We start from the raw sequence: 23,012 nt of genomic DNA, 5'->3' as shown, positions 1-23,012 counted from the left end.
GCTGGCGCGCTGCCGCGCCGACCCCACCCGGCCGCTTCGCGGCCACCCTCCCCTCGAGGGGGAGGGAAAGCTGCACCTGGTTCAATCCACCGCCCTCAGCACTTCGCGCACGTGGTCGATCAATTCGTTGATCTGGCCTTTGGTGATGATCAGCGGCGGCGACAGCGCGATGATGTCGCCGGTGGTGCGGATCAATGCACCGCGCTCGAACGCCTTCACAAAAGCCGAGAAGGCCCGCTTCGTCGGCTGGCCGGCGATCGGCGCCAGCTCGATCGCGCCGATGAGGCCGATGTTTCTGATATCGATGACGTTCGGCTCGCCCTTCAGCGAGTGCAGCGCGTCCTCCCAGTACGGCGCCAGTTCCTCGCCGCGCGTCAGCAGCCCTTCTTCCTTGTAGGTGTCAAGCGTGCCCAGCGCTGCCGCGCAGGCGATCGGATTGCCCGAATAGGTGTAGCCGTGGAAGAACTCGATCATGTGCTCGGGGCCGGTCATGAAGGCGTCGTGGATTTCCTTCTTCACGAACACCGCGCCCATCGGGATGACGCCGTTGGAGACGCCCTTCGCCGTGGTCATGATATCCGGCGTGACGCCGAAATAGTCGGCGGCAAACGGCGTACCGAGACGGCCGAAACCGGTGATGACTTCGTCGAAGATCAGCAAGATGCCGTGCTTGGTGCAGATCTCGCGAAGCTTCTGCAAATAGCCCTTCGGCGGCAGGATGACGCCGGTGGAACCGGCAACCGGCTCGACGATGACGGCGGCGATGGTCGAGGCGTCGTGCAAGGCGACGATGCGCTCCAGCTCGTTCGCCAGTTCCGCGCCATGCTCCGGCACGCCCTTGGTGAAAGAGTTCTTTTCCGGCAGATGCGTGTGGGGCATGTGATCGACGCCGCCGAGCAGCGTGCCGAACATCTTGCGGTTGGTGACAATGCCGCCGACGGAGATGCCGCCGAAATTGACGCCGTGATAGCCGCGTTCGCGGCCGATCAGACGGGTGCGCGAGCCCTCGCCTTTGGCGCGGTGATAGGCGATCGCCATCTTCAGCGCGGTCTCGACCGATTCCGAGCCGGAATTCGTGAAGAACACATGGTCCATGCCCTTCGGCGCGATGTCGACCAGCCGGTTCGCCAGCTCGAACACGATCGGATGGCCCATCTGGAACGCCGGCGCATAGTCGAGCTCGGCCGCCTGGCTCTGGATCGCCTCGGTGATCTTCGGGCGGCAGTGGCCGGCATTGACGCACCACAGGCCGGCGGTGCCGTCGAGAACCTTGCGCCCGTCGCTGGTCGTGTAATGCATGTCCTTGGCCGACACCATCATGCGCGGCGCCTGCTTGAACTGCCGGTTTGCCGTGAACGGCATCCAGAATGCACTGAGATCGTTCGGCGTGACTTTCAGCCGGTTGGACATGACCGAGACTTCCCCTTGTAACCTGTTTCGGTGCGGCTAACGCCTGGTCTTTCCAACTTGGTCTTCGCGACGTTTTCGTGCTACGCAAATTTTTGACCGGTTGGACAAACGTTAGCACCGCCTTATCAGCGGTCAAGGGATTACTAGCGGAAATGCGGCTTTCGAAGTGCGCTCCACAGGGCGGAGAAAAACTGGTCCAGAGAATTGGTCCAGACACTCCTCGCAGCGAAGGTTTTTCGAGGTGACGGATGCGGTCGAAAGCTCTGCTCCTCGCCGCACCCGCATCCAGGTGGAAAAGCGCGAGCTCATCCTCGAGGCGGCGCTCGAAGTCTTCTCGACCAACGGTTTTCGCGGCTCGACAATCGACCAGATCGCTGAAGCCGCCGGCATGTCGAAGCCGAACCTGCTCTATTATTTCCGCCGCAAGGAGGACATCCACAAGACGCTGATGCAGCGGCTTCTCGACACCTGGCTGGCGCCGCTGCGCGAACTCGACGATATCGGCGACCCCTTGACCGAACTGCGCAGCTATATCAGGCGCAAGCTCGAAATGGCACGCGATTTCCCGCGCGAGAGCCGGCTGTTCGCCAACGAGATCCTGCAGGGCGCGCCGCGCATCATGCCGATGCTGGAAGGCGAGTTGAAGACGCTGGTCGACGAGAAGGCCAATGTCATCAAGGGCTGGATGCGCGCCGGCAAGATTGCCCGCACCGACCCCTGGCACCTGATCTTCTCGATCTGGGCGACGACGCAGCATTATGCCGATTTCGACGTGCAGGTCCGCGCCGTGCTCGGCCCCGATCGCGGCGGCGACGGCCGTTTCGAGGATGCCGCAAGGTTTCTCGAGCAGCTGTTCATCGACGGGCTGAAGCCGAAGGGCTGAGGCAGCTCGGCTGTCGCAAACCTCCCCCATTGCTTCGTCATCCTGGGGCGCAGCAAGGAGCGGAGCGACGCAGCGCAGACCCCAGGATGACGAAGCTGGGCTCACGCGCTGCGCCGCTCGGCCGGCAGCGCATCGAGCAGCTTCTGCAGCTTGGCGATCGAGTTCTGCTCGGCGAGCGGCGTGTAGACGATCAGCTTCATGTCCGAGCCGTCGTCGATCGAAAGGCTCATATGCTCGAACGCCATGGCGCCTGCCGTCGGATGCCTGACATGCTTTACACCCGATAGGTTGCGAGCCACATCGCGCAGCGGCCACCATGCGCGAAACTCCGGGCTCGAGCGCGTCATCAGCGCGATCAGCCGCTCGAAATCCGGGTCGCCGACATATCTGGCGCTTTCCGCCCGGAATGACGCCAGCACGGCACGCGCCAGTTCCTCCCAGTCGACGAGCAGGCGCCGATGCTGCGGGCTGGTGAAAACCATATGGACGATGTTGCGGGCATCGCCCTCCAGCAGGCCATAGTCGCCGAACACGGCTGCCGCGGCAGAATTCCAGGCCAGCACGTCCCAACGCCGCCCAAGGACATAGGCCGGCTGGAGGACCAGGCTCTGCAGCATGTGCAGCAACGGGCCATCGACTTTTTCCGGCGCGTCGACGCGACGCTCCGGCTGCGGGCGGCCGGCAAGAATGAACAGATGCCGTTGCTCGGCCGTGTCCAGGCGCAGCGCCTGACTGAGCGCCGTCAGCACCTCGACGGACGGCCGCACGTCGCGCCCTTGCTCCAGCCAGGTGTACCAGGTCGTGCCGACGCCGGCGATCATCGCCACCTCCTCGCGCCGCAGCCCGGGCGTGCGCCGGCGCAGGCCGGTCGAAATGCCGGTGGCCGAAGGCGTCAGCCTTTCGCGCCGCGAGCGCAGAAAGACGCCAAGCTCGCGGCGGCGGCTGTCTTCGGCGGAGTGTGTCGGTGAATCCATCGGTGCTATTATAGCAGTATCGATACCAGGATAAAGTTTGAACTGTTTGGCAAGTGGCCGGTGCCCCATCTTTCCGTTCAGAGCGATGAGATGGAGGCTCTGAACATGGAACTGAAAGATAGGACAATCCTCATCACAGGATCGACCGACGGCGTCGGCCGCGTCGTCGCGCAAAGGCTCGGCGCCGGCGGTGCCCGTATCCTGGTGCATGGCCGCGACGCGACTAGGGGCAAGGCGACCGTGGCCGAAATCGAAGCCGCCGGCGGCAAGGCCGAGCTGCTGGTCGCCGACCTCTCCTCCCTGGCGGAAGTCCGCCGCCTCGCCGAGGCGGTGCGCGCAAGGACCAAGCGGCTCGATATCCTTATCAACAATGCCGGCGTCGGCACAGCCGGCCCCAACTCCAAACGACAGGTTAGCGCCGACGGCTACGAGTTGCGCTTTGCCGTCAATTATCTCGCCGGCTTCCTGCTCACCATGGAGCTGCTGCCGCTGCTCAAGTCCAGCGCGCCGTCGCGCATCGTCAACGTCGCCTCGGCCGGCCAGCAGGCGATCGACTTCGACGACGTCATGCTGACCCGCTCCTATGACGGCGTCCGTGCCTACTGCCAGAGCAAGCTGGGGCAGATCATGTTCACCATCGACCTGGCGGAGCAGCTGCACGGCACCAATGTGACCGTCAACAGCCTGCATCCGGCAAGCTACATGAACACCACGATGGTGCGGCAGGCGGGCATCACGCCGTGGAGCTCGGTCGAAACCGGCGCCGAAGCCATCATCAACCTCGCCACATCGCCGGCACTCGAAGGGCGAAGCGGCCTCTATTTCGACGGCCAAAGGGAATCCCGTGCCGATGCACAAGCCTATGACGCGAAGGCGAGGCAGCAGTTGCGTGAATTGAGTCTCGGCCTTGTCGCGCTCGCACCCGCTTCCGCAACATCGAAGAAAGAAAATTCATGACCGAGAAAACGCAGCACGCCGTGATCGTCGGCGGCTCCTCCGGCATCGGCCTCGCCACCGCGAAAAAGCTGCTTGGCCCGGGCATGAAGGTGACGATCACCGGGCGCAACCGGGAAAGGCTCGACAATGCATGGCAAAGCCTTGGCGGCGCGGTCGAAAAAGCTGCATTCGACGCCGCGAAGCCGGACGAGGTTCGCCGGTTCTTCAGCGAACTCGGGCCTTTCGATCACCTGGTGCTGGCCGCCAGCGGCGGCAAGGGGCTCGGTCCGTTCGAAACGCTTGACCTGACCGACATCGGCGGTGGCGTCGACGAGAAGGTCCGGCCACAGCTCTCCTGCCTGCAGGCCGCCTTGCCGACCCTGAACAAGAGCGGCTCGGTGACTTTCATCTCGGCGGTGTCGGCGCAATTGTCGGCGCCGGGTATCGCCGGCATCGCCGCCGTCAACGGCATGCTGCTGACCGTGGTGCCGATCCTGGCAATGGAGCTGAAGCCGCTACGCGTTAATGTCGTGCGCCGGGCGTCATCGACACGCCGTGGTGGGATTTCCTGCCCGATGAACAGCGCCATGCGGTGTTTGCCGAGTATGCCGGCAAGACGCCGGTCGGCCGCATCGGCCGCGCCGAGGACGTCGCCGAGGCAATTGCGTTCCTGGTTTCGAACAGCTTCGTCACCGGCCAGGTCCTGACCTGTGATGGCGGCTTGCGGTATGCGGCGTGAGCGGCTGCCTCCAAGAGGCATCAGTCGTTGTCAAAGCGACTGCGCGATCAGCGCCAGAAATCCTCCGGTCAGCGCGACGTTGCCGACAAAGCCGTTGATGCGGGACGCGCGCTCGGGCCCCTGATGATCCCAGAAATTATGGAACATCGGCGTAGCAAAAACCAGGAACAGGATCAGGCATGCCGCCGCCGCAGCGGTCCAGATGCCCGCGATCACCAACGCTCCGGCGATGATCTGCAGGACGATCCCCAGCCACAGCACCGGCCGCGCCTGCGGCACGCCGCGCGTCGTCATCAATTGGCTCACCAACGCCGCATTCTGGATGTTGCGCAGGCCGGCAAAGACAAAGGCGCCGCCAAGCAGCAGGCGGGCGGCGAATAGAATCTCACTATCAAAGTTTGAAAACATGCTGTCGGTCCTTGGAAAAGAGGCGCGCGGCCCAAGGCCGTGCGCCTGGTCCTCAAGCGGCCATGACCGCTGGCATCGGATGGATTGCATGGAACGGAACGCAAAGCCGGTTCCAGGTGTTGATCATGCCGAGCGCAACCGAGAGCTTGACCAGCTCCTCTTCCGAGAAATACTCGAGCGTCCTTGCATAGAGTTCGTCCGACACACCGTTGTCGGCAATCCTGGTCAGCGCGTCGGTCCAGGCCAAGGCCGCGCGTTCGCGCTCTGAAAACAGCGGCGATTCCTTCCAGGCGGAGACGAGATAGAGCCGCTGCTCGCTTTCGCCGTCGCGGCGCGCTTCGCGGCTATGCATCTCGACGCAATACGAGCAGCCGTTGATCTGCGACGCCCTGAGCTTGATCAGATGCAACAGGCTTTTTTCGAGCCCGCATTCGTCGACTGCCTTGTTGAGCGCTGACACCGCCTTCATGATCTCCGGCGCCGCGCCGAAAAATTGCAGCCTCTGTTTCATCGTCTGTAGCCTTTCATGCTTGCTTGGTTGAACTTGATTTCTGCGGCCGCCGATGGCGCTCGACGAAGGCGCAGTTCGCGGCGACCGAACGGGGATCGGCATCGGCCGTGTATTCTGCAACGATGTCGGACAGCCAGGCGTCGGCGAGCGCGGCGCGATAGGCGCGCTCGGCCTTCAGCATGGCTACGTTGATGCCGCAGGGTTTGACATAGACCGAGGCATCGAGCTTCGCTGGGCCGCGCTGGCGGATTTCGGCGCAGCGGAACGCCGGTTCACGCCCCTCGACGGCCAGCACGATGTCGAGCAGCGTTATGCGTTCCGCCGGCCGCGCCAGCCGGTAGCCGCCGGACGGCCCCGGCACTGATTCCAGAATGCCGGACGCAGTCAGCGCGTTGAGATGCTTAAGCAGATAGCTCGGCGACAGCCCGAACGCTTCGGCCATGGCAGCACCTGGCAAGGTCGCGGCGCCATCAACGCCGGCGAGCATCGCGGCGCAGTGGATGGCTGCTTCGACGCCTTCGCCCAGCTTCATTGCGCTCTCCTGTTCATGGATATAGATTATCTTGGATATCTTTTATCCGCAATAGGAAAGTCAAAAAGCGGCGCCCATGGACGCCGCTTTTTTCGAAATGCTATTCCGCCGCCACCTTGGCCATCGGATTGTTGGGATGCGTCGTCCAGTTGGCATAGATCGGCGACACTGGCCTACCAGTGCGCTCATCGATCGCGCCAACCGCCAGTGGCTCCATGGTGATGCAGTTCTCGACCGGGCAGACATTGACGCAGAGATTGCAGCCGACGCATTCGGCCTCGATCACCTCGAAATGCCTGACGCCGTCGACCATGCTGGTGATGGCCTGGTGCGAGGTGTCCTCGCAGGCGATGTGGCAGCGGCCGCATTTGATGCAGGCCTCCTGGTCGATATGCGCCTTTGCGATGTAGTTGAGGTTGAGATACTGCCAGTCGGTGACGTTGGGAGTGGCGCGGCCAATGATGTCGTCGAGCGAGGCATGGCCCTTCTCGTCCATCCAGTTTTCCAGGCCGGCGATCATCTCCTGCACGATCTTGAAGCCATAGGTCATCGCCGCCGTGCACACCTGCACATTGCCGGCGCCAAGCGCCATGAACTCGGCGGCGTCGCGCCAGGTGGTGATGCCGCCGATACCGGAGATCGGCAGGCCCTTCGTTTCCGGGTCGCGCGCGATCTCGGCCACCATGTTCATGGCGATCGGCTTCACCGCCGGGCCGCAATAGCCGCCATGCGAACCTTTGCCGTCAATCGTCGGCTCAGGTGCGAAATTGTCGAGATTGACGCCGGTGATCGAATTGATGGTGTTGATCAGCGACACCGCGTCGGTGCCGCCGGCAAGGGCCGCTCGTGCCGGCTTGCGTATGTCGGTGATGTTGGGCGTCAGCTTGGTGATGACAGGCATGCGGGTGTTGGCCTTGCACCAGCGCACCACCATTTCGATGTATTCCGGCACCTGGCCGACCGCCGCACCCATGCCGCGTTCCGACATGCCATGCGGGCAGCCGAAATTGAGTTCGATGCCGTCGGCGCCGGTCTCCTCGACTACCGGCAGGATCGCCTTCCAGGCATGCTCCTCGCAAGGCACCATCAGCGAGACGACGATCGCCCGGTCGGGCCAGTCCATCTTGACCTGCTTGATCTCGCGCAGATTGACCTGCAGGTCGCGGTCGGTGATCAGCTCGATGTTGTTGAGGCCGAGCAGACGACGGTCGGCGCCCCAGATCGCGCCGTAGCGCGGACCGTTGACGTTGACCACCGGCGGCCCTTCTTCGCCGAGCGTCTTCCAGACAACGCCGCCCCAGCCAGCCTTGAATGCGCGGATGACGTTATAGGCCTTGTCGGTCGGCGGCGCCGAGGCTAGCCAGAACGGGTTCGGCGATTTGATGCCGACGAAATTGTTGCGGATGTCTGCCATGCTCATGCCCTCCCGTTCGAGGTCAGTGCCCGATGAATGCTTTCCGCCGCGTCGCGGCCTTGTGCGACGGCCGAGACTGTCAGGTCGTCGCCGCCGAAAATGCAGTCGCCGCCAGCCCAGACATTGGCCAGCGAGGTGCGCCCTTCCGCATCGACCTTGATGCGGCCGGCTTCCAGCGCGACCTCCGCACCGCTGCCGTTGAGCGCAGCCGGGACAAAGCTCTGGCCGATCGCCTTGAACACCTGATCGGAGACGAGCGTCAGCCGCTCGCCGGTGCCGACGAGCCTGTCGCCGTCCATCGCGGTGTATTCGAGCTCGATCGCCGACACCTTGCCGGCATCGGCAATGACCCGCTTCGGCTGCAACCAGTGCCGGATGATGACGCCGTTGGCGGCAGCCAGATCCTGCTCGAATTCGGAGGCATTCATGTGCTCCGGGCCGCGCCGATAGCAGATCGTCACCTCTTCGGCTCCGAGCAGCTTCGACTGCACCGCCGCGTCGATCGCCGTCATGCCGCCGCCGATAACGACAACACGCCGGCCGACCGGCAGGCTGGCCAGATCACTGGCCTGACGAAGCTCGGCAATGAACTCGACGGCATTGGTGACGCCTTGCGCCTCCTCGCCATCCGCTCGCAAGGCATTGACGCCGGCAAGCCCCATGCCGAGGAACACCGCATCGTAATTCCTGGTCAGGTCCGACAGCTGGTAATCACGGCCGAGCGCCTTGCCGTTCTGGATGTCGATGCCGCCGATCGACGTGACATAGTCGACTTCGGCCTGGGCAAAATTGTCGACGCTCTTATAGGCGGCGATACCGTACTCATTGAGCCCGCCGGGCTTCGGGCGGGCTTCCAGGATGGTCACGTCGTGGCCGTGGCGGGCAAGCCGATGCGCGGCCGCAAGCCCGGCCGGTCCGGCGCCGACCACGGCGACCGTCTTGCCGGTCGGTTCGGAGCGGTTGTAGAACTGCTTGTTTTCGGCCATGGCGACATCGGTGGCGTAGCGCTGAAGGCGACCAATCTGCACCGGCTTGCCTTCGGCCACCTCCCGCACGCAGACTTCTTCGCATAGCGTCTCGGTCGGGCAGACGCGGGCGCACATGCCGCCCAAAATGTTCTGGTCAAAAATAGTCTTGGCTGAGCCGATGGGATTGCCCGTCGAAATCTGGCGAATGAACAGCGGGATGTCGATCGAGGTCGGGCATGCATTCATGCACGGCGCATCATAGCAGAAATAGCAGCGGTCGGACTCGACCAGCGCCTCGTGATGATCGAGCGGCGGGTGCAGGTCGGCGAAATTGTCGGCATATTGGTCCGGCGAGAGCCGCCCGCCGGCAATGCCTTGCTTGAACTGGCCTTCTGGCATCGTCAGTTCCCCATGTTCTTGTTTTGGAGAAGGCTAGCACGTTTTATTTTTTTATCAATTGGTCAATTTTCGGCGCAAGCCGCTGAAACCTCTCGATAAAAATATGATAAATGCACTCATGTTTTTGAGCGCCGTCCGTTGCGCCTCAATGGATGCGGCGCCCAGAATTGGCTACCAGTGGCGACAAGCTGTTCGAAAGCGCTTACGGGGCGGTAGGCGCTTGAGCATCGTGCGCGATTTTCAAACATTGGAGAAGGTGATGGACATTGTTCAGGAGGCGGTTCAGCGGTGGGAGCCTGTGGAAGAATTACCGCTGGCTGCCTGTCAGGTGTGGCGTCTGAAATCCGACAACTACTTTGAATTGGCCGTCGAAGGCGACTTCTTCATCGGGGCATCCGAACGAACCCTGAAGATCAACTTCCACGGAGTGCTAGCACTTTCGGCTCATGACGACATGTTGGGAGTGACCCATGTCAGCGCTAGCAGCTCAATCCCGTTGATTGGCTCTGGCGGGCAAGCCTCCTACAGATGGCCCCTCCTCCGAGTCGAGAACTCGCACTGGTTGCGATCAATACCCGGGCCGACAGACGACTGTTCGCATTTTCTATTGCTCAGTCTCGAATGCACGATAGAGGTGATTGCTCGTGAAGCCATAGCTGCTTGGATCTGACCCCTCGCTTCGCACCACGCCTTCCACAACCATTCCGGGCAGCGGGATAGCCCTTAGACTGGTGATGGTCCGCTCTGGTCAGGGAAGTGAGCGACATCCGGCGCATGGATCAACAACCCCTCGTTGACTGCGAGCAAAGTCGAAAACCGCAGGGCGCGCAACCCGGTAACATTTCCAATTTGTCATCTTTTTTGGTTGGCTGTCGGATTTTCGTCGTGAAGATCGTCCTAGAATGGATCGCGCATGATCGATGTACAAACCGCAAGGAGCACGACAATGCCACAGTCCCCCATGCCCTTCTTCTGGTACGAGTTGATGACCACCGATCTCGACGCCGCCGAGGCGTTTTACACCTCAGTGGTGGGCTGGAGGGGGCAGCCTTTCGAAGGGGCCCAGGGCATGCCGCGCTATATCGTCATGAATGTCGGCGAGCGCGGCGTCGGCGGGTTGATGACGCTGCCCGATGACGCGCGCAAGATGGGCATGCCGCCGGCCTGGGTCGGTTATATCCTCACCAGGGATGTCGATGCCGCAACGGCCTCCCTCAAGAAGGCTGGTGGCGCGGTTCACCGCGAGCCCGACGACATTCCTGGCGTCGGCCGCTTCGCCGTCGTTGCAGACCCGCAAGGCGCGATGTTCAACTTCCTGCAGCCCAGCGGCCCCGACCAGCCGCCGCTACAGTTGGCGACCCCCGGCAACATCGGCTGGCATGAGCTCTACACGTCAGACTGGAAGGCGGCGTTCGATTTCTATTCCAGCCAGTTCGGCTGGGAGAAGGGCGACGCCATGGATATGGGTCCGATGGGCGTCTATCAGCTTTTCGCTTTCGGCGGCGAGCCCGTTGGCGGCATGATGAACAAGCCCGAGCAGATCCCGGCGCCGGTCTGGCAGTTCTATTTCAACGTGCCCGGCATCGACGCGGCAGCCAAGCGCGTCACCGACAATGGCGGCAAGATCCTGATGGGTCCGATGGAGGTCCCCGGCGGCAGCTGGATCGTACAGTGCACAGACCCGCAAGGCGCGCACTTTGCTCTGACAGCGCCCGGGCATTAACGGCCGCGCTGATCGCGGGGCCGCCATCGTGCGGCCCCAAGGCTGCAGCACGCCTCACGACTCACTCACCGACAGTTGAATGCAGGCCGGACTATGTGAATGGTCCGGCCTTTGGCGATGACCTATGGCCGGGATAGGTGAAAATGGAGTCGTAGATGAAGCTTTTCGAAGGCCTCGCCGGATATCAACCGTTCGCCCTTGCCGCCTTGCGCATCATGACGGCGCTGCAGTTCATTGAGCACGGCACCCAGAAACTGTTCAATTTCCCCGTCGGCGATCACGCGGGCGCTCTGACCGGGCTGACGCTGACCGCTGCCCTACTTGAATTCGCCGGTGGCATCCTGCTGGCATTGGGGCTTTTGACCAGGCCGGGCGTTCCTTCTCTGCGGCGAAATGGCGATCGCCTATTTCATGGCGCACATGCCGCAGGGTTTCTTCCCGGTCAACAATGGCGGCGATGCGGCGATCTCGTTCTGCTTCATCTTCCTCTATCTGGTGTTCGCCGGCGCCGGCGCCCTGGCGCTGGACAACCGCCGCGGTGCCTGAAACGTCACCCACGCATCCGCTCGAAATTCGCGTCGAACAGCGGGATCGGCTGCATGCGCGCGGCGTGGCGTTTGCCCAGAAGCTCAATCTCGAAGCCGTCGGCTTCGTCGGCAATCTCTTTCGGCACATAGCCGATGGCGACGGACTTTTTCGAATGATGCGCGTAGCCGCCCGACGTGACCCAACCGCGCACGGCACCGCCATACCAGATTGGCTCGTCGCCGATGACGTCGGCATCGACAGTATCGACGACAAAGGCCCGCAGCCGCAGTCTGCCGCCTTGCTTGCGCTCGGCCAACGCCGCCTGCTTGCCGATGAAATCGGCTTGCTTGCCGTAGGCGACGAAGCGGTCGAGCCCGGCTTCCAGCGGCCCATAGATCGGACGGTATTCGCGCGCCCATGAGCCGTAATTCTTCTCAAGCCGCAATGCGTTGAGCGCGCGCGAGCCGAACAGGCCGATGCCGAATTCCTCCCCCGCGGCCATCAGCGCCTGATAGGCGGCGCGCTGATATTCCGGCGCGACCCAGATTTCGTAGCCGAGATCGCCGGTGTAGCTGACGCGCCCGACCAGGCATGGCGCCATGCCGATATCCATCTTGCTGATGGCCATGAACGGAAACGCGGCATTCGATATGTCCGCCCGCGTAACTTTTGCCAACACGGCGCGCGCCTTGAGGCCAGCGATCGACAGGCCGGTGAGTTTTGCTCCCGACGCTTCGATACTGACCGAGCCGTCCTGCGGCAGATGCGCCTCGAACCAGCGCATATGGTACTGCTCGGCGACGCCGGAGCCGGCCAGGAACCAATCGTCACTTTCCGAATTTGGACTGCCGAGATTGGCCAGCGTGAAATCGCCAATCAGCCTGCCGTCTTCCTTCAGCATCGGCGCCAGCGTCATGCGGCCGGGCCTTGGCAACTTGCAGGCAAGCAGGCGGTCGAGCCAGGCTGCAGCGCCCTTGCCTGTCACTCTGTATTTGGCGAATGACGAGATTTCCGAGAGACCAACGCCCTGCCGAACCGTCTCCACTTCTTTCGCCACATGCTCAAAATCGCTCGAGCGCCGCCAGGAGAATTCGTCCTTGACGCCTTCGGGCGCGTACCACAGCGGCACTTCCAGCCCATAGGCGACCCCCCATTGCGCCCCTTTGGCCGACAACAGGTCGTAAACCGGTGTCGTCTTGAGCGGCCGGCCGGCCGGTAGTTCCTCGTTCGGGAAGCGGATCGAAAACCGCCGCGAATAGTTTTCGCGCACCTTGGCATTGGTGTAGGCCATCGTCGCCCAGTCACCGTAGCGCGACACATCCATCGCCCAGATATCGGCGCCGGGATCGCCTTCGATCATCCAGTTCGACAGCGCCAGCCCGACGCCGCCGCCCTGCGAGAACCCGGCCATGACACCACAGGCCACCCAGAACCCCGGCAGGCCGCGCACCGGCCCGACCAGCGGATTGCCGTCCGGTGCGAAGGTGAAGGGCCCGTTGATGATCTGCTTGATGCCGGTGTTCTGGAAGGCCGGGAAATGCCGGAAGCCGACCTCCAGCGACGGCGCGATCCGGTCGATGTCGGGTTCGAGCAGCTCGTGGCCGAAATTCCATGGCGTTTGGAACTCGGACCAAGGCTTGTTGGCCTTTTCATAAGTGCCCATCAGCATGCCGCCGCGCTCTTGGCGCAGATACAGCTCGCCATCGAAATCGACCGCATGGATGATCTCCGTGCCGGTCTTCTGGTTCCAGGCGGCGACTTCCGGCATGTCCTCGGTGATCAGGTACATGTGCTCCATCGCCAGCACCGGCAGCTCCAGCCCGACCATGCGGCCGACCTCGCGCGCCCACAGGCCGCCGGCGTTGACGACATGCTCGGCCACCACCTCACCCTTGTTGGTGATGACACGCCACAACCCGTCGGCGCGCCGCACGATGTCCTCGACCTTGGTGAAGCGCTCGACCTCGGCACCAAGCTTCCTCGCGGCCTTGGCGTAGGCGTGGGTGACGCCGGAGGGATCGAGATGACCGTCCTCCTTGTTGCGAACGGCGCCGACGAACTGCTTGGGGTCGAGCAACGGCATCAGCTCGGCCGCCTCTTCAGGCGATATTTCTTCGAGGTCGATGCCGAGATAGCGGCCCTTGGCGACGACGCCGCGCAGCCAGTCGAGGCGCGCCTCGGTCGCCGCCAGCAAGACGCCGCCAGTCAGATGCACGCCGGTCGCCTGGCCGGACAGTTCCTCGATCTCCTTGTAGAGCGAGATTGTGTATTTCTGCAGCTTGGCGACATTGGGATCGCCATTGATGGTGTGCATGCCGCCGGCGGCGTGCCAGGTCGAGCCGGAGGTCAATTCATTGCGCTCCAGGAGCACGATGTCGGTCCAGCCGTGACGGGCCAGATGGAACAGCACGGAGCACCCGACGACGCCACCACCGATAACCACGACCTTTGCATGCGATTTCATGGGATTCTCTCTGACGTCAACGAGTTGGATGGGAACGATGAATTCGGGGAGGAGCCCCACGAGCGCGAGCCTTCGATCATCACGGCTCGCTTTGCCCGATCGCTTCCTTGCGCTTGGCCACGTACGTCTCAAGCGCCTCGCGCCTGGAGACTTCCATCACCGGCTCGACATAGTCCTCCAGCGCCTTCTTCCAAAGCCTCGTCGCCCGCGCCGTGGCATCGAGCCCGCCAGCCTCCTGCCAGGCCTCGAAATTTTGCCAGTTGGACAGCATCGGCTGGTAGAAGGCTGTGGCGTAGCGCTCCAGAGTGTGCGGCTCGCCGAAGAAGTGGCCGCCGGTCGGAACCGCACCCAGAGCCTCGACAGCAAGCTCGGCCTCGTTGACCTCGATCGGGCGCAAAAACTCCATCATGTGCTGGATCATCTCGACGTCGATGATGAACTTTTCGAACGACGCTGTCAGTCCGCCCTCTTGCCAGCCGGCGGCATGGTAGACCAGGTTGCCATGGCCGAGCACCGCGCCCCACAGCGCCATCAGCGTCTCATAGGCGCCTTGCGCGTCGGCGGCATTGGAAGCCGAGCCCGGCGTTGTGCGATAAGGCAGGTTGTAACGCCGCGCCAACTGTCCGGACGCGATATTCGCCTTGGTGTTTTCAGGCGTGCCGAACGCCGGCGCTCCCGATTTCATATCGACATTGGAGGTGAAGGCGCCATACATCACCGGCGCGCCGGGGCGGACGAGCTGCGTCAGCACCACGCCGAACAGCGCCTCGGCATTCTGCTGGGCGAGCGCGCCGGCAAGCGTCACCGGGCTCATCGCCCCCATCAGCGTGAATGGCGTTACCGCCACCGACTGGCCGAATTCGGCCATCGTCATCAGCCCCTCGGCCATCATCTCGTCGAAGCGGCGCGGCGAATTGACCGAAATGATCGTGGTGACGCCGGGATCGTGGCGCATCTCGTCAAGCGTCAGTCCGCGCGCGATTGCCATCATTTCGATGCCGTCGAGCGCCCGGCCGCGGCCGATGGCCGAGACGTGAAAGCTTTTGTCGGTCAGTGTCAGATTGGCGAAATAGGTGTCGAGATGACGGGAATTCGCCGGCAATTCTACCGGCGCGCAGACCTGGTTGCCTAGCATGTGGATGCAGTTGAAATGCTGCGCCAGCCGGACGAGATCGGAATAATCGCGCAAATTGCCGGCACGGCGGCCGCGCTCCATGTCGTGCACATTCGGCGGCCCGGCGACGAGCGTGAAGTTGATGGTATTGCCGCCGAGGTGGACGGCATGGGCGGGATTGCGCGGCGTCAGCGTATAGCTGGACGGCGTCGTCTTCAGCGCTTCCTCGATCATGCCGCGATCGATGCGGACGTTCATCGTGGCATGATCGACCTTGGCCCCGGCCTTCTCGAACAGCGACAGCGCCCGCGGGCTCATCACCTCGATGCCGAAATTCTCCAGGACATGCATCGACGCCTGGTGGATCGCCTCGATCTGGTCGGCCGAGAGCATCGCCATCGGCGGATAAGGGTTTGTCACCCGCCTGAGCGGCAGTTGCGGGATGGCGGTCGGTCCCCTGTTGCTGGTTCGCTCGGCGCCGCGCTTGCGTCTTGGTTCGCTCATGCGGCGCATCAAAGCGCCGGCACGAGGATCGAGCTGTCAAGAATCCGCCACCTGCGGGCGTGATTTTAGCCAAGGCGGCATTCCGGGAATTTCACATCGGTAAAAGCGACAACAAACGTCGGAATGGTTATACTTGTTCCGCGTCAGGCAAAGCGGCCGATGAGCCGTTAAGGAACACAGCAAGATTCCTTTTATGTTTTCGGCCTAATGCTCTTGCAATGCGTAGGTTGAGCTTTAGTAAAATTGTAGCGATTGCCGTGCCGCTGGCGCTTTCGGCCTGCGCGACGCCGCCGAACCACATCAACGATGTCTGCGCCGTTTTCGACCAGAATGACGGCTGGTTCGACAATTGGCAGGCGGCGGCACAACGCACCGAGCAGAAATACGGCGTGCCGGTTCCCGTGCTGATGGCGACGGTGCGCAAGGAATCCGGCTACAAGAGCAACGCCAGGCCGCCGCGCACCAAGCTGCTGGGCTTCATTCCCTGGAAACATATCTCCAGCGCCACCGGCTTCTCGCAGGCGCTCGACGGCACCTGGACGCAATACCAGAACGAGACCGGCAGCTGGGCGGCGCGCCGCACCAGGTTTGCCGATGCCGTCGATTTCGTCGGCTGGTATCATTCCAAGACCGCCGAGACCCTCGGCGTCGCCCGCAACGACACCTACAATCTGTATCTCGCCTACTATCTCGGCTGGAATGCCTATAAGCGCGGCAATCGCGGCGACGCCGACGTGCAGCGCTATGCGCACGCCACCGAACAGATGGCGCAGGACTACGCCGCGCAGCTACGGCAATGCGCGCCCTAGCCTATTAACGGCTCTCAGCCGCCCTTGGGTTTGCGCGGCTTGCGCGTGGCGTCCTCGGCCTGTCGGCCGTCGCCGACAGTCGGCGGCATGATTGGTGCCACCTGGCTGTCGGCAGAGCTTGAGGTGCCGGTCTCTGAAACCTCGTCGCGAACCTCGTGACGGCGGGCTTTGGCGACCGCTTCGGCATTCTCCACTGCCTGACCCTCGGCATCGGCTTCAACGCTGCCAGTCTTTCCATGCGGGCGCTTGGGCGGATCTCCGGCAAAGCCCGGGCCAACACCGTGGTTTGCATCATCCGGCACGCCCTCATTCGCGGCGTGCTCCTTGTCGAATTTGATCACCGGCTCCATTTTCGCCAGCACGTCGTCGGACAGCCAGCACAAGCTCATATGGCCGTCGCCGAGATTTTTGACTGGCGGCACCGTGGTTTCGCAAAGGTTGTCCGGCACCAGTTTCTTGTAGCCGCAGCGCGTCTGGAACGGACAGCCGGACGGCGGGTTCATCGCCGAAGGGATGTCGCCCTCCAGCACGATGTGCTTCTTGACCACGCTTGTGTCGGCGATAGGGATCGCCGACAGCAATGCCTCGGTATAGGGGTGATAGGGCGGCGCGAATATCTGGTCGGTCGTGCCTTGCTCAACGATATAGCCGAGATACATGACGACGACGCGGTCGGCGATGTAGCGCACCACGGACAGATCGTGGCTGATGAACAGCATCGTCGTCTTGTTCTTGCGCTGGATGTCCATCAAGAGCTCGGTCACCGCGGCCTGGACCGACACATCCAGTGCCGAGACCGGCTCGTCGGCCACCACCACCTTGGCGTCGCCGGCAAAGGCACGCGCAACGCCGATGCGCTGTTTCTGGCCGCCTGAAAGCTGGCGCGGCTTGCGCGACTCGAACGCCCTCGGCAGCTTCACCAGGTCGAGCAATTCCAGCATCCGCTTGCGGCGGTCGGCCACCGTGTCGCCGACATTGAACTTTTCCAGCGTACGGATGATCTGCGAACCGACCGAATGGCTGGGATTGAGCGTGTCGAACGGATTTTGGAACACCATCTGGATCGATGACACCGTGTCAACGCTGCGCTTCTCGATCCCGGTCGACTGGATCTCCTTGTTGCCGAGCTTGACGCGGCCGGAGCTTGCCGTTTCGAGGCCGAGCAGCACCTTGGCCAGGGTCGATTTTCCGCAGCCGGATTCGCCGACGATAGCGACGGTCTCGGATTCGCGCGCCATGAACGAGATCGTCTCATTGGCCTTGACGACACGGCCCTCGCTCGAGCCGAACACTTCGCTGCCGCCGACCTTGTAGTACTTCCGGAGGTCTTCGATCTGGAGCACCGGCGCACCGGGCACCACCCGTTCGTTAACCTTCTTGGCGCCGGGTGGCAGCGCCTCCCAGTCGATCTCGTTGAAGCGCACACAGCGCGAGAAATGCCCGTCATGGCCTTCGACCGCGATCATCGGAATTTCGGCGGCGTTGCAGACGCCCTCGACGAAATGGTGGCAGCGCGGGCCGAAATTGCAGCCCTTCGGCCGCTCGTGCGGTAGCGGCAACTGCCCCGGGATGGATATCAGCGGCCGCGAATTCTTGTCGGCGCCCGGCAGCGGGATCGAGCGGAACAGGCCTTGCGTGTAGGGATGGCGCATCCGGTCGAAGACGTCCTTGATCTTGCCCGTCTCCACCGCTTCGCCCGAATACATCACCGTGATGCGGTCGCAGGTCTCCAGGATCAGGCCGAGATTGTGCGACACGAAGATCATCGAGGTGCCGAACTTCTCGCCCAGCCCCTTGACCAGGTCGACGATGCCGGCCTCAACCGTCACGTCGAGCGCTGTCGTCGGCTCGTCGAGCAGAAGCAGCGCAGGCTTCGACAGCAGCGCCATGGCAATGACGATGCGCTGCTGCTGGCCGCCGGAAAGCTGGTGCGGGTAGGAACGCATCATGCGCTCGGGATCCGGCAGCTTCACCGCGCGCACCATTTCCAAGGCGCGTTTGTAAGCTTCGTCCTTCGACACCTTGTCGTGGATCAGTGGCACTTCCATCAGCTGCTGGCCGACCTTCATCGCCGGGTTAAGACTGGCCATCGGCTCCTGGTAGATCATCGCGATCTTGTTGCCGCGGATAGCTCGCAGTTCTTCGTCGGACAGTTCTCCCATGTCCTTGCCCTGGAATTTGATCTTTCCGCCGACAATCTTTCCGATGTTGGAGAGGTCGCGCATGATGCCCAGCGACACGGTCGACTTGCCGCAGCCGGATTCGCCGACAATACCCATCGCCTCGCCAGGCATGACCGTGCAGGAAAAATCCATGACGGCCGGGATCTCGCCCTTGCGGGTGAAGAAGGAGATCGACAGGTTCTCGATCTCGATGATCGGCCCATTGGTCGGCCCATTGGTCGGCTTGGCGGGATTTCGAACTGCCTCATTCATGGGTCGCTCCAATCCTTGTTCTTCAGGCATGTCGGGCCGAACCCGGCATCGATCTTCCCGGCATCAATCTTTCATAGACTGTTCGCGCAACGAATCCGCCAGGAGGTTGAGGCCGAGCACGAACGACATCAATGCGATCGTCGGCGGCAGCGCCGGGTGGATGAAGGAGCGCAGCAGCCGGCTGGCATCCTTGATCGCCGTGCCCCAGTCCGGGCTTTCCGGCGCCAGTCCCAGCCCGAAATAGCCGAGCGTGCCAAGCAGGATCGTGGTGTAGCCGATGCGCAGGCAGGCGTCGACGATCAGCGGCCCGCGCGCATTGGGCAATATCTCCCACAGCATGATGTACCAGGGCGATTCACCGCGCGTTTGTGCCGCCGCAACATAGTCGCGCGTTTTGATATCCATGACCAGGCCACGCACGATACGGAACACGCCGGGGCTGGAGGCGAACACCACCGCCACGAAGATATTGAGCTGGTTGGGATCGATGTGGATGATCTTGAACGGATCGGCATCGAAGACAAGGCCTGCATAGATCCAGCCGCCAAGTACCAACGTCAGGCCAAGCAGGATATAGAGGCGGTCGGGGCGGTTCTTGTAGCGCGTCCAGAACAGCACACTGAAGAAGATGATCGGAAACAGGAAGAACAGCCCTGCCATCGCGTAGGGGATCGGCGTGTCCATGATGCCCGGCGTCACCAGCAGGTAGAACAGGAGGATCACCGGGAAGGCCAGCACAAGGTTGGCGAGGAAGGACAGCACCGTATCGATCTTGCCGCCATAATAGCCGGCCGGCAGGCCGAGCGTAATGCCGACCATCAGCGCAAAACCGGTCGCCGCCGGCGCGATGATCAGCACGATCTGGCTGCCATAGACCATGCGGGAGAACACGTCGCGGGCGAGCTTGTCGCCGCCGAAATAGTATACAAGTTTCGACCCCGGCTCGATTGCGCCCGGCAGCGCGTCCTTCATGATCGGCACTTGGGCGAGCGGATCGAAGGGCGAGATGGTCGACGCGAAGATCGCCGTAAACAGCCAGAACAGGCAGATGCCGACGCCGACGATGCCGACGCCGCTGTCGAAAAGCTGGCCGTAAAGGCCTAGCTTCTTCTTGTAGCCGAAGCTCGCCCCCATCACCAGGGCGAGAGCGATCCAGACCGGCCAGAAGCGGGTAAGCACGCCGAGTACGACGTTGAAGGCGCTGAGATATTCGACCTGCATCCGCCGGTCTCCTATTGAACTCTGATGCGCGGATTGAGGAACGCGTAGCCGACATCGGAGATGAGCTGTGTGATCAGGACGATAAACACCGAGACCAGCGAGCACCCGAGCAGAAGATCGATGTCGTTGTTGCCGGCGGCCTCGACCAGGGTGTAGCCGAACCCCTGGTAGCGGAACATCACCTCGACGATGACGACGCCGGTGAGCAGCCAGGGGAACTGCAGCATGATGACCGTGAATGGCGCGATCAGCGCGTTGCGCAGAGCGTGCTTTATCACCACGCTGCCGAAGGAGAGGCCCTTCAGCCGGGCGGTTCGGATATATTGCTGTGTCATCACCTCCACCATCGAGGCGCGGGTCATGCGAGCGATGTAGCCGATGCCGTATATCGCCAGCGTCATCACCGGTAAGGTGAAATTATAGAAGGTGATGCCCTGGCTGGCCGAGGCCGCCGAACCGTTCAGCACGCCGAGCCAGGAGGCAAAGATCACGGTGAAGATGACGCCCGAAACATATTCGGGCGTCGCCGTCGAGGCGATCGAAGCCACCGATAATGTGCGGTCGGTGCGTGAACCTTCGCGCATGCCGGCGAGAATACCGATCAAAAGCGAGATCGGCACCATTACGGCCAGCACGCAGAGCATCAGGATGCCGGTGGCGCTGAGCGCCGGAAAGAGTTTCGAAGCGACCGTCGTCTTGAACTTGGTCGAGCAACCGAAATCGCCTTGCAGGATGCCGGAGAATGTCGGCACGACCGGATCGTTGCAGAAGGAGAAACGCTGTGCGGGCTTGCCGGTCGCCGGGTCGGTCACCGGCTGCTTGGGCACGACGCCCAGCCATTGGCCGTAGCGGATAAAGAAATTCTGCCGATAGCCATGGTTGACCAGCCAAGCCTCAAGCTGCTCGGCGGATGTGTGCATTTCGGTCTGGCTGATCGCGAGCTTCTTCAGATTAGGCCCGAGATTGACCAGGAAGAAGACGATCATCGTCAGGCACAGCATCGTCACTGCCATGGTGCCGAGACGCCTGATAACGAAAGAAAGCATGGCGGTCCCCTGCCGGTCGGGTTGGGGGTGGAACCGGTTTGCAAGCCGTGCGCTGCCGCCAGCGGCAGAACAAGCCTTCAGACCAGTCCCAGATGCAATACCCTTTTTATTGCAGACCCAGGCCGAAGAGTCCGCAACTTTTTGCTGCGCCGACTTCCGGTCCAAGGACCATGCAAAGAGCGAGGGAAAGGGGCGAGACGCCCCTTTCCGGATCGTCCGGTCAGGCCTGGTCGAGCCAGACCTTGCCGTAGTCGCGCTCGAAGGTCGGGTGCATCTTGTAGTTCTGCACCGCCTTGACCGAATGGCTGTAGAGCTTGCGCCAATAAGGCTGGATGATAATGCCGGAATCCTGCAGGATCTGCTCGATATCCTTCATCATTTCCTTGCGCTTGGCGGCGTCGGCAACTGCCAGCGCAGCGTTGAGCTTGGCATCCCACTCCGGATTCGACCAGGCCGTCTCGTTCCAGGCCTCACCTGTGCGATAGCCGATCGCCAGAACCTGGACGCCGAGCGGCCGCATGTTCCAGTTGGTCATCGACAGCGGATACTTCGTCCAGTCGTTCCAGAAGGTCGAACCCGGCAGCACCGTACGCTTGACCTTGATGCCGGCGTCGCGCATCTGCGCGGCGATTGCGTCGCCTGTGTTCTTGTGCCAGTCTTCGTCGACCGTGATCAGCTCGTGCTCGAAATCGGCCTGGCCGGCTTCGGCCATCAGCGCCTTTGCCTTGGCCGGGTCGCGAGCAATCTTCGGCAATTCATAGTATTCCGGATGGATCGGGGCGACATGGTGGTTTTCGGCAACCGTGCCGGCATTCCCGTAGCCGAGCTGGAGGACGACATTGTTGTCGACCGCGAGCTGCAGGGCGTTGCGAACCTTCTGGTCGCCGTAAGGCTTGTTTGTGACGTTGGTGCGGCAGACGATCGTCGACGCGGTGACGACCTCCGACTTCGCCAAGTCCATGCCGTCGAGAATGGACACATAGTCGGCCGAGGTTTCGAAGTTGGTGTGCACTTCGCCTGCCTCGAAGGCGCTGACCATGGCCGCCGGATCGGTTCCGTAGTCGATGAACTCGATGCCGTCGAGGAAGACCTCGCCGTCCCACCACTTGTTATCTTCACGACGCTTGTAGACCACCTTCTGGCCGACATCGTAGGAGACCAGCTCGAACGGCCCAGTGCCGATCGGGCAGGACTTGAAGTCGCCGCCTTTTTCGTCGAACGTCTTGTGGACGATGAGGCCGGGATAGTCGCACACGTTGGGAATGAGGGCGATATCCGGCTTGCTGAGCGTCAGCTTGATCGTGTGGTCATCGACCTTGGTCACCGCGCTCTCATCCAGCTTGTCGTCCTTGACCAGCGAACCGAGGCGACCTGGCATGGAATTGCCTTCGGCCTTCTTGTCGGCCCAACGCTTGAGGTTGAAGATGACGTCGTCTGCGGTGAACGGATCGCCGTTGTTCCAGGTGACGCCTTTGCGCACATGCAGCGTGTATTCGGTGGCGTCGTCATTCACGTCCCAGCTCTCCAGCAGATAGGGGCGGAACGTGTATTCGGTGGTGTATTTGACCAGCGGCTCGAGCGCCTGGCGCTCGGCATTGGCGATTTCCGACCAGTCGGACTTGCGCGGATCCTTCGGATCCTTGATCCATTGCGCGACCTTCAGTATGCCGCCTTTCTTGCCCTTCACCTCTTCCGCCTTGGCCGGCGTGGGGTCTGCGAGGCCAAGCATGCCATAAGCCATCGCCGTCGACGCGCCGAAGACGCTGGCGAGAGCCAGAAATTCGCGACGATCCATCTTGCCTGCCTTGGCATCTTCGGCCAGGGCCAGGATGTGATCGGGAACGCGGTCGCCGTTACTCTTGTAGATCGTCATGACTAACTCCCATTGTTGGCTTTCTGCCTTTTAACATTCCGCATCCGCGCCATGATGTCAAAGACGGCACGGATTGGGAACATGCCAAGGAATGTGCAACTTTGAAAGCAGGGCGGTTCGC

19 protein-coding genes and 2 pseudogenes are annotated in these 23,012 nt (G+C 62.3%); 7 read left to right on the top strand and 14 right to left on the bottom strand.

Features of this window, described 5'->3' with window-relative positions; translation table 11 throughout:
- Nucleotides 1-81: 81 nt before the first annotated feature.
- Nucleotides 82-1,410 (bottom strand): omega-aminotransferase AptA, encoded by a 1,329-nt coding sequence (aptA, locus tag NKJ20_RS24180; RefSeq protein ID WP_352471500.1) that lies wholly within the window; start codon nt 1,408-1,410, stop codon nt 82-84.
- Between the two features lie 241 nt (nt 1,411-1,651).
- Here aptA and NKJ20_RS24175 point away from each other — a divergent pair, with 241 nt between their 5' ends.
- Nucleotides 1,652-2,293 (top strand): TetR family transcriptional regulator C-terminal domain-containing protein, encoded by a 642-nt coding sequence (locus NKJ20_RS24175; RefSeq protein WP_352503191.1) that lies wholly within the window; start codon nt 1,652-1,654, stop codon nt 2,291-2,293.
- Nucleotides 2,294-2,394: 101 nt separating this feature from the next.
- Here NKJ20_RS24175 and NKJ20_RS24170 read toward each other — a convergent pair whose 3' ends face one another.
- Nucleotides 2,395-3,267, bottom strand: a complete 873-nt coding sequence (locus tag NKJ20_RS24170) for a helix-turn-helix transcriptional regulator (protein WP_352747525.1) — start codon at nt 3,265-3,267, stop codon at nt 2,395-2,397.
- Between the two features lie 105 nt (nt 3,268-3,372).
- Here NKJ20_RS24170 and NKJ20_RS24165 point away from each other — a divergent pair, with 105 nt between their 5' ends.
- Nucleotides 3,373-4,224: an SDR family NAD(P)-dependent oxidoreductase gene (locus NKJ20_RS24165; protein ID WP_352747523.1), complete on the top strand. Its 852-nt coding sequence runs from the start codon at nt 3,373-3,375 to the stop codon at nt 4,222-4,224.
- Nucleotides 4,221-4,942: pseudogene (locus NKJ20_RS24160) on the top strand (SDR family oxidoreductase). Before NKJ20_RS24165 ends, NKJ20_RS24160 begins: the two are co-directional and overlap by 4 nt.
- Before the next feature lie 30 nt (nt 4,943-4,972).
- On the opposite strand, the gene NKJ20_RS24155 reads toward NKJ20_RS24160, so the two are convergent.
- The 5 genes from NKJ20_RS24155 to NKJ20_RS24135 all read right to left on the bottom strand — a co-directional run bounded on the left by NKJ20_RS24155 (nt 4,973) and on the right by NKJ20_RS24135 (nt 9,174).
- Nucleotides 4,973-5,350: a DoxX family protein gene (locus tag NKJ20_RS24155; RefSeq protein ID WP_352621815.1), complete on the bottom strand. Its 378-nt coding sequence runs from the start codon at nt 5,348-5,350 to the stop codon at nt 4,973-4,975.
- A gap of 52 nt (nt 5,351-5,402) precedes the next feature.
- Complete coding sequence (locus NKJ20_RS24150; protein ID WP_352700215.1) at nt 5,403-5,861, bottom strand: carboxymuconolactone decarboxylase family protein; 459 nt, start codon at nt 5,859-5,861, stop codon at nt 5,403-5,405.
- 13 nt (nt 5,862-5,874) lie between these two features.
- Nucleotides 5,875-6,393 (bottom strand): RrF2 family transcriptional regulator, encoded by a 519-nt coding sequence (locus NKJ20_RS24145; RefSeq protein WP_352684717.1) that lies wholly within the window; start codon nt 6,391-6,393, stop codon nt 5,875-5,877.
- A 100-nt stretch (nt 6,394-6,493) separates the two neighbouring features.
- Complete coding sequence (gene preA / locus NKJ20_RS24140; RefSeq protein ID WP_352473536.1) at nt 6,494-7,807, bottom strand: NAD-dependent dihydropyrimidine dehydrogenase subunit PreA; 1,314 nt, start codon at nt 7,805-7,807, stop codon at nt 6,494-6,496.
- A gap of 2 nt (nt 7,808-7,809) precedes the next feature.
- On the bottom strand, nt 7,810-9,174 hold the full coding sequence (locus NKJ20_RS24135; RefSeq protein ID WP_352747520.1) for an NAD(P)-dependent oxidoreductase: 1,365 nt from the start codon (nt 9,172-9,174) through the stop codon (nt 7,810-7,812).
- A 220-nt stretch (nt 9,175-9,394) separates the two neighbouring features.
- On the opposite strand from NKJ20_RS24135, the gene NKJ20_RS24130 reads away from it, so the two are divergent.
- Together NKJ20_RS24130 and NKJ20_RS24125 are read left to right on the top strand one after the other, a co-directional pair.
- Nucleotides 9,395-9,844, top strand: coding sequence for a cupredoxin domain-containing protein (locus tag NKJ20_RS24130; protein WP_352747518.1), 450 nt, complete (start codon nt 9,395-9,397; stop codon nt 9,842-9,844).
- Between the two features lie 276 nt (nt 9,845-10,120).
- Nucleotides 10,121-10,897, top strand: a complete 777-nt coding sequence (locus tag NKJ20_RS24125; protein WP_352647022.1) for a VOC family protein — start codon at nt 10,121-10,123, stop codon at nt 10,895-10,897.
- Nucleotides 10,898-11,019: 122 nt separating this feature from the next.
- Here NKJ20_RS24125 and NKJ20_RS24120 read toward each other — a convergent pair whose 3' ends face one another.
- Complete coding sequence (locus NKJ20_RS24120) at nt 11,020-11,178, bottom strand: hypothetical protein (protein WP_352747557.1); 159 nt, start codon at nt 11,176-11,178, stop codon at nt 11,020-11,022.
- Between NKJ20_RS24120 and NKJ20_RS24115 the strand changes: the two are divergent.
- Nucleotides 11,113-11,443: pseudogene (locus NKJ20_RS24115) on the top strand (DoxX family protein). The gene NKJ20_RS24120 and the pseudogene NKJ20_RS24115 overlap by 66 nt on opposite strands.
- 4 nt (nt 11,444-11,447) lie before the next feature.
- Here NKJ20_RS24115 and NKJ20_RS24110 read toward each other — a convergent pair.
- Nucleotides 11,448-13,889: a GcvT family protein gene (locus tag NKJ20_RS24110; protein ID WP_352747516.1), complete on the bottom strand. Its 2,442-nt coding sequence runs from the start codon at nt 13,887-13,889 to the stop codon at nt 11,448-11,450.
- A gap of 79 nt (nt 13,890-13,968) precedes the next feature.
- A complete protein-coding gene (locus NKJ20_RS24105) occupies nt 13,969-15,507 on the bottom strand; it encodes a trimethylamine methyltransferase family protein (RefSeq protein WP_352747513.1) in 1,539 nt (512 codons plus the stop codon).
- A gap of 218 nt (nt 15,508-15,725) precedes the next feature.
- Between NKJ20_RS24105 and NKJ20_RS24100 the strand changes: the two genes are divergently transcribed.
- Nucleotides 15,726-16,316, top strand: a complete 591-nt coding sequence (locus NKJ20_RS24100) for a transglycosylase SLT domain-containing protein (protein WP_352747512.1) — start codon at nt 15,726-15,728, stop codon at nt 16,314-16,316.
- A gap of 14 nt (nt 16,317-16,330) precedes the next feature.
- Here NKJ20_RS24100 and NKJ20_RS24095 read toward each other — a convergent pair whose 3' ends face one another.
- The 4 genes from NKJ20_RS24095 to NKJ20_RS24080 all read right to left on the bottom strand — a co-directional run bounded on the left by NKJ20_RS24095 (nt 16,331) and on the right by NKJ20_RS24080 (nt 22,891).
- The gene (locus NKJ20_RS24095) at nt 16,331-18,751 is read right to left on the bottom strand and encodes a dipeptide ABC transporter ATP-binding protein (protein ID WP_352747509.1); all 2,421 of its coding nucleotides are present in this window, start codon (nt 18,749-18,751) and stop codon (nt 16,331-16,333) included.
- Nucleotides 18,752-18,814: 63 nt separating this feature from the next.
- Nucleotides 18,815-19,972, bottom strand: coding sequence for an ABC transporter permease (locus tag NKJ20_RS24090; protein ID WP_352456230.1), 1,158 nt, complete (start codon nt 19,970-19,972; stop codon nt 18,815-18,817).
- Nucleotides 19,973-19,983: 11 nt separating this feature from the next.
- The gene (locus tag NKJ20_RS24085) at nt 19,984-21,018 is read right to left on the bottom strand and encodes an ABC transporter permease (protein ID WP_352747506.1); all 1,035 of its coding nucleotides are present in this window, start codon (nt 21,016-21,018) and stop codon (nt 19,984-19,986) included.
- A 220-nt stretch (nt 21,019-21,238) separates the two neighbouring features.
- Nucleotides 21,239-22,891 carry an ABC transporter substrate-binding protein gene (locus NKJ20_RS24080; RefSeq protein ID WP_352747504.1) on the bottom strand — a complete coding sequence of 551 codons (1,653 nt, stop codon included), beginning with the start codon at nt 22,889-22,891 and terminating at the stop codon, nt 21,239-21,241.
- Nucleotides 22,892-23,012 lie beyond the last annotated feature (121 nt).

It is taken from the genome of Mesorhizobium sp. M0185, from assembly GCF_040322175.1.
In the GTDB taxonomy this organism is placed as follows: Bacteria; Pseudomonadota; Alphaproteobacteria; order Rhizobiales; family Rhizobiaceae; genus Mesorhizobium.
This window is presented reverse-complemented; position numbering and strand designations above follow the sequence as displayed.

Excerpts from the sequence above, each read along its gene's own strand:
- aptA (WP_352471500.1), bottom strand. The coding sequence starts at position 1,410 with ATGTCCAACCGGCTGAAAGTCACGCCGAACGATCTCAGTGCATTCTGG.
- NKJ20_RS24170 (WP_352747525.1), bottom strand. The coding sequence starts at position 3,267 with ATGGATTCACCGACACACTCCGCCGAAGACAGCCGCCGCCGCGAGCTT.
- NKJ20_RS24165 (WP_352747523.1), top strand. The coding sequence starts at position 3,373 with ATGGAACTGAAAGATAGGACAATCCTCATCACAGGATCGACCGACGGC.
- NKJ20_RS24155 (WP_352621815.1), bottom strand. The coding sequence starts at position 5,350 with ATGTTTTCAAACTTTGATAGTGAGATTCTATTCGCCGCCCGCCTGCTG.
- NKJ20_RS24150 (WP_352700215.1), bottom strand. The coding sequence starts at position 5,861 with ATGAAACAGAGGCTGCAATTTTTCGGCGCGGCGCCGGAGATCATGAAG.
- NKJ20_RS24145 (WP_352684717.1), bottom strand. The coding sequence starts at position 6,393 with ATGAAGCTGGGCGAAGGCGTCGAAGCAGCCATCCACTGCGCCGCGATG.
- preA (WP_352473536.1), bottom strand. The coding sequence starts at position 7,807 with ATGGCAGACATCCGCAACAATTTCGTCGGCATCAAATCGCCGAACCCG.
- NKJ20_RS24135 (WP_352747520.1), bottom strand. The coding sequence starts at position 9,174 with ATGCCAGAAGGCCAGTTCAAGCAAGGCATTGCCGGCGGGCGGCTCTCG.
- NKJ20_RS24125 (WP_352647022.1), top strand. The coding sequence starts at position 10,121 with ATGCCACAGTCCCCCATGCCCTTCTTCTGGTACGAGTTGATGACCACC.
- NKJ20_RS24110 (WP_352747516.1), bottom strand. The coding sequence starts at position 13,889 with ATGAAATCGCATGCAAAGGTCGTGGTTATCGGTGGTGGCGTCGTCGGG.
- NKJ20_RS24105 (WP_352747513.1), bottom strand. The coding sequence starts at position 15,507 with ATGAGCGAACCAAGACGCAAGCGCGGCGCCGAGCGAACCAGCAACAGG.
- NKJ20_RS24100 (WP_352747512.1), top strand. The coding sequence starts at position 15,726 with ATGCGTAGGTTGAGCTTTAGTAAAATTGTAGCGATTGCCGTGCCGCTG.
- NKJ20_RS24095 (WP_352747509.1), bottom strand. The coding sequence starts at position 18,751 with ATGAATGAGGCAGTTCGAAATCCCGCCAAGCCGACCAATGGGCCGACC.
- NKJ20_RS24090 (WP_352456230.1), bottom strand. The coding sequence starts at position 19,972 with ATGCAGGTCGAATATCTCAGCGCCTTCAACGTCGTACTCGGCGTGCTT.
- NKJ20_RS24085 (WP_352747506.1), bottom strand. The coding sequence starts at position 21,018 with ATGCTTTCTTTCGTTATCAGGCGTCTCGGCACCATGGCAGTGACGATG.
- NKJ20_RS24080 (WP_352747504.1), bottom strand. The coding sequence starts at position 22,891 with ATGACGATCTACAAGAGTAACGGCGACCGCGTTCCCGATCACATCCTG.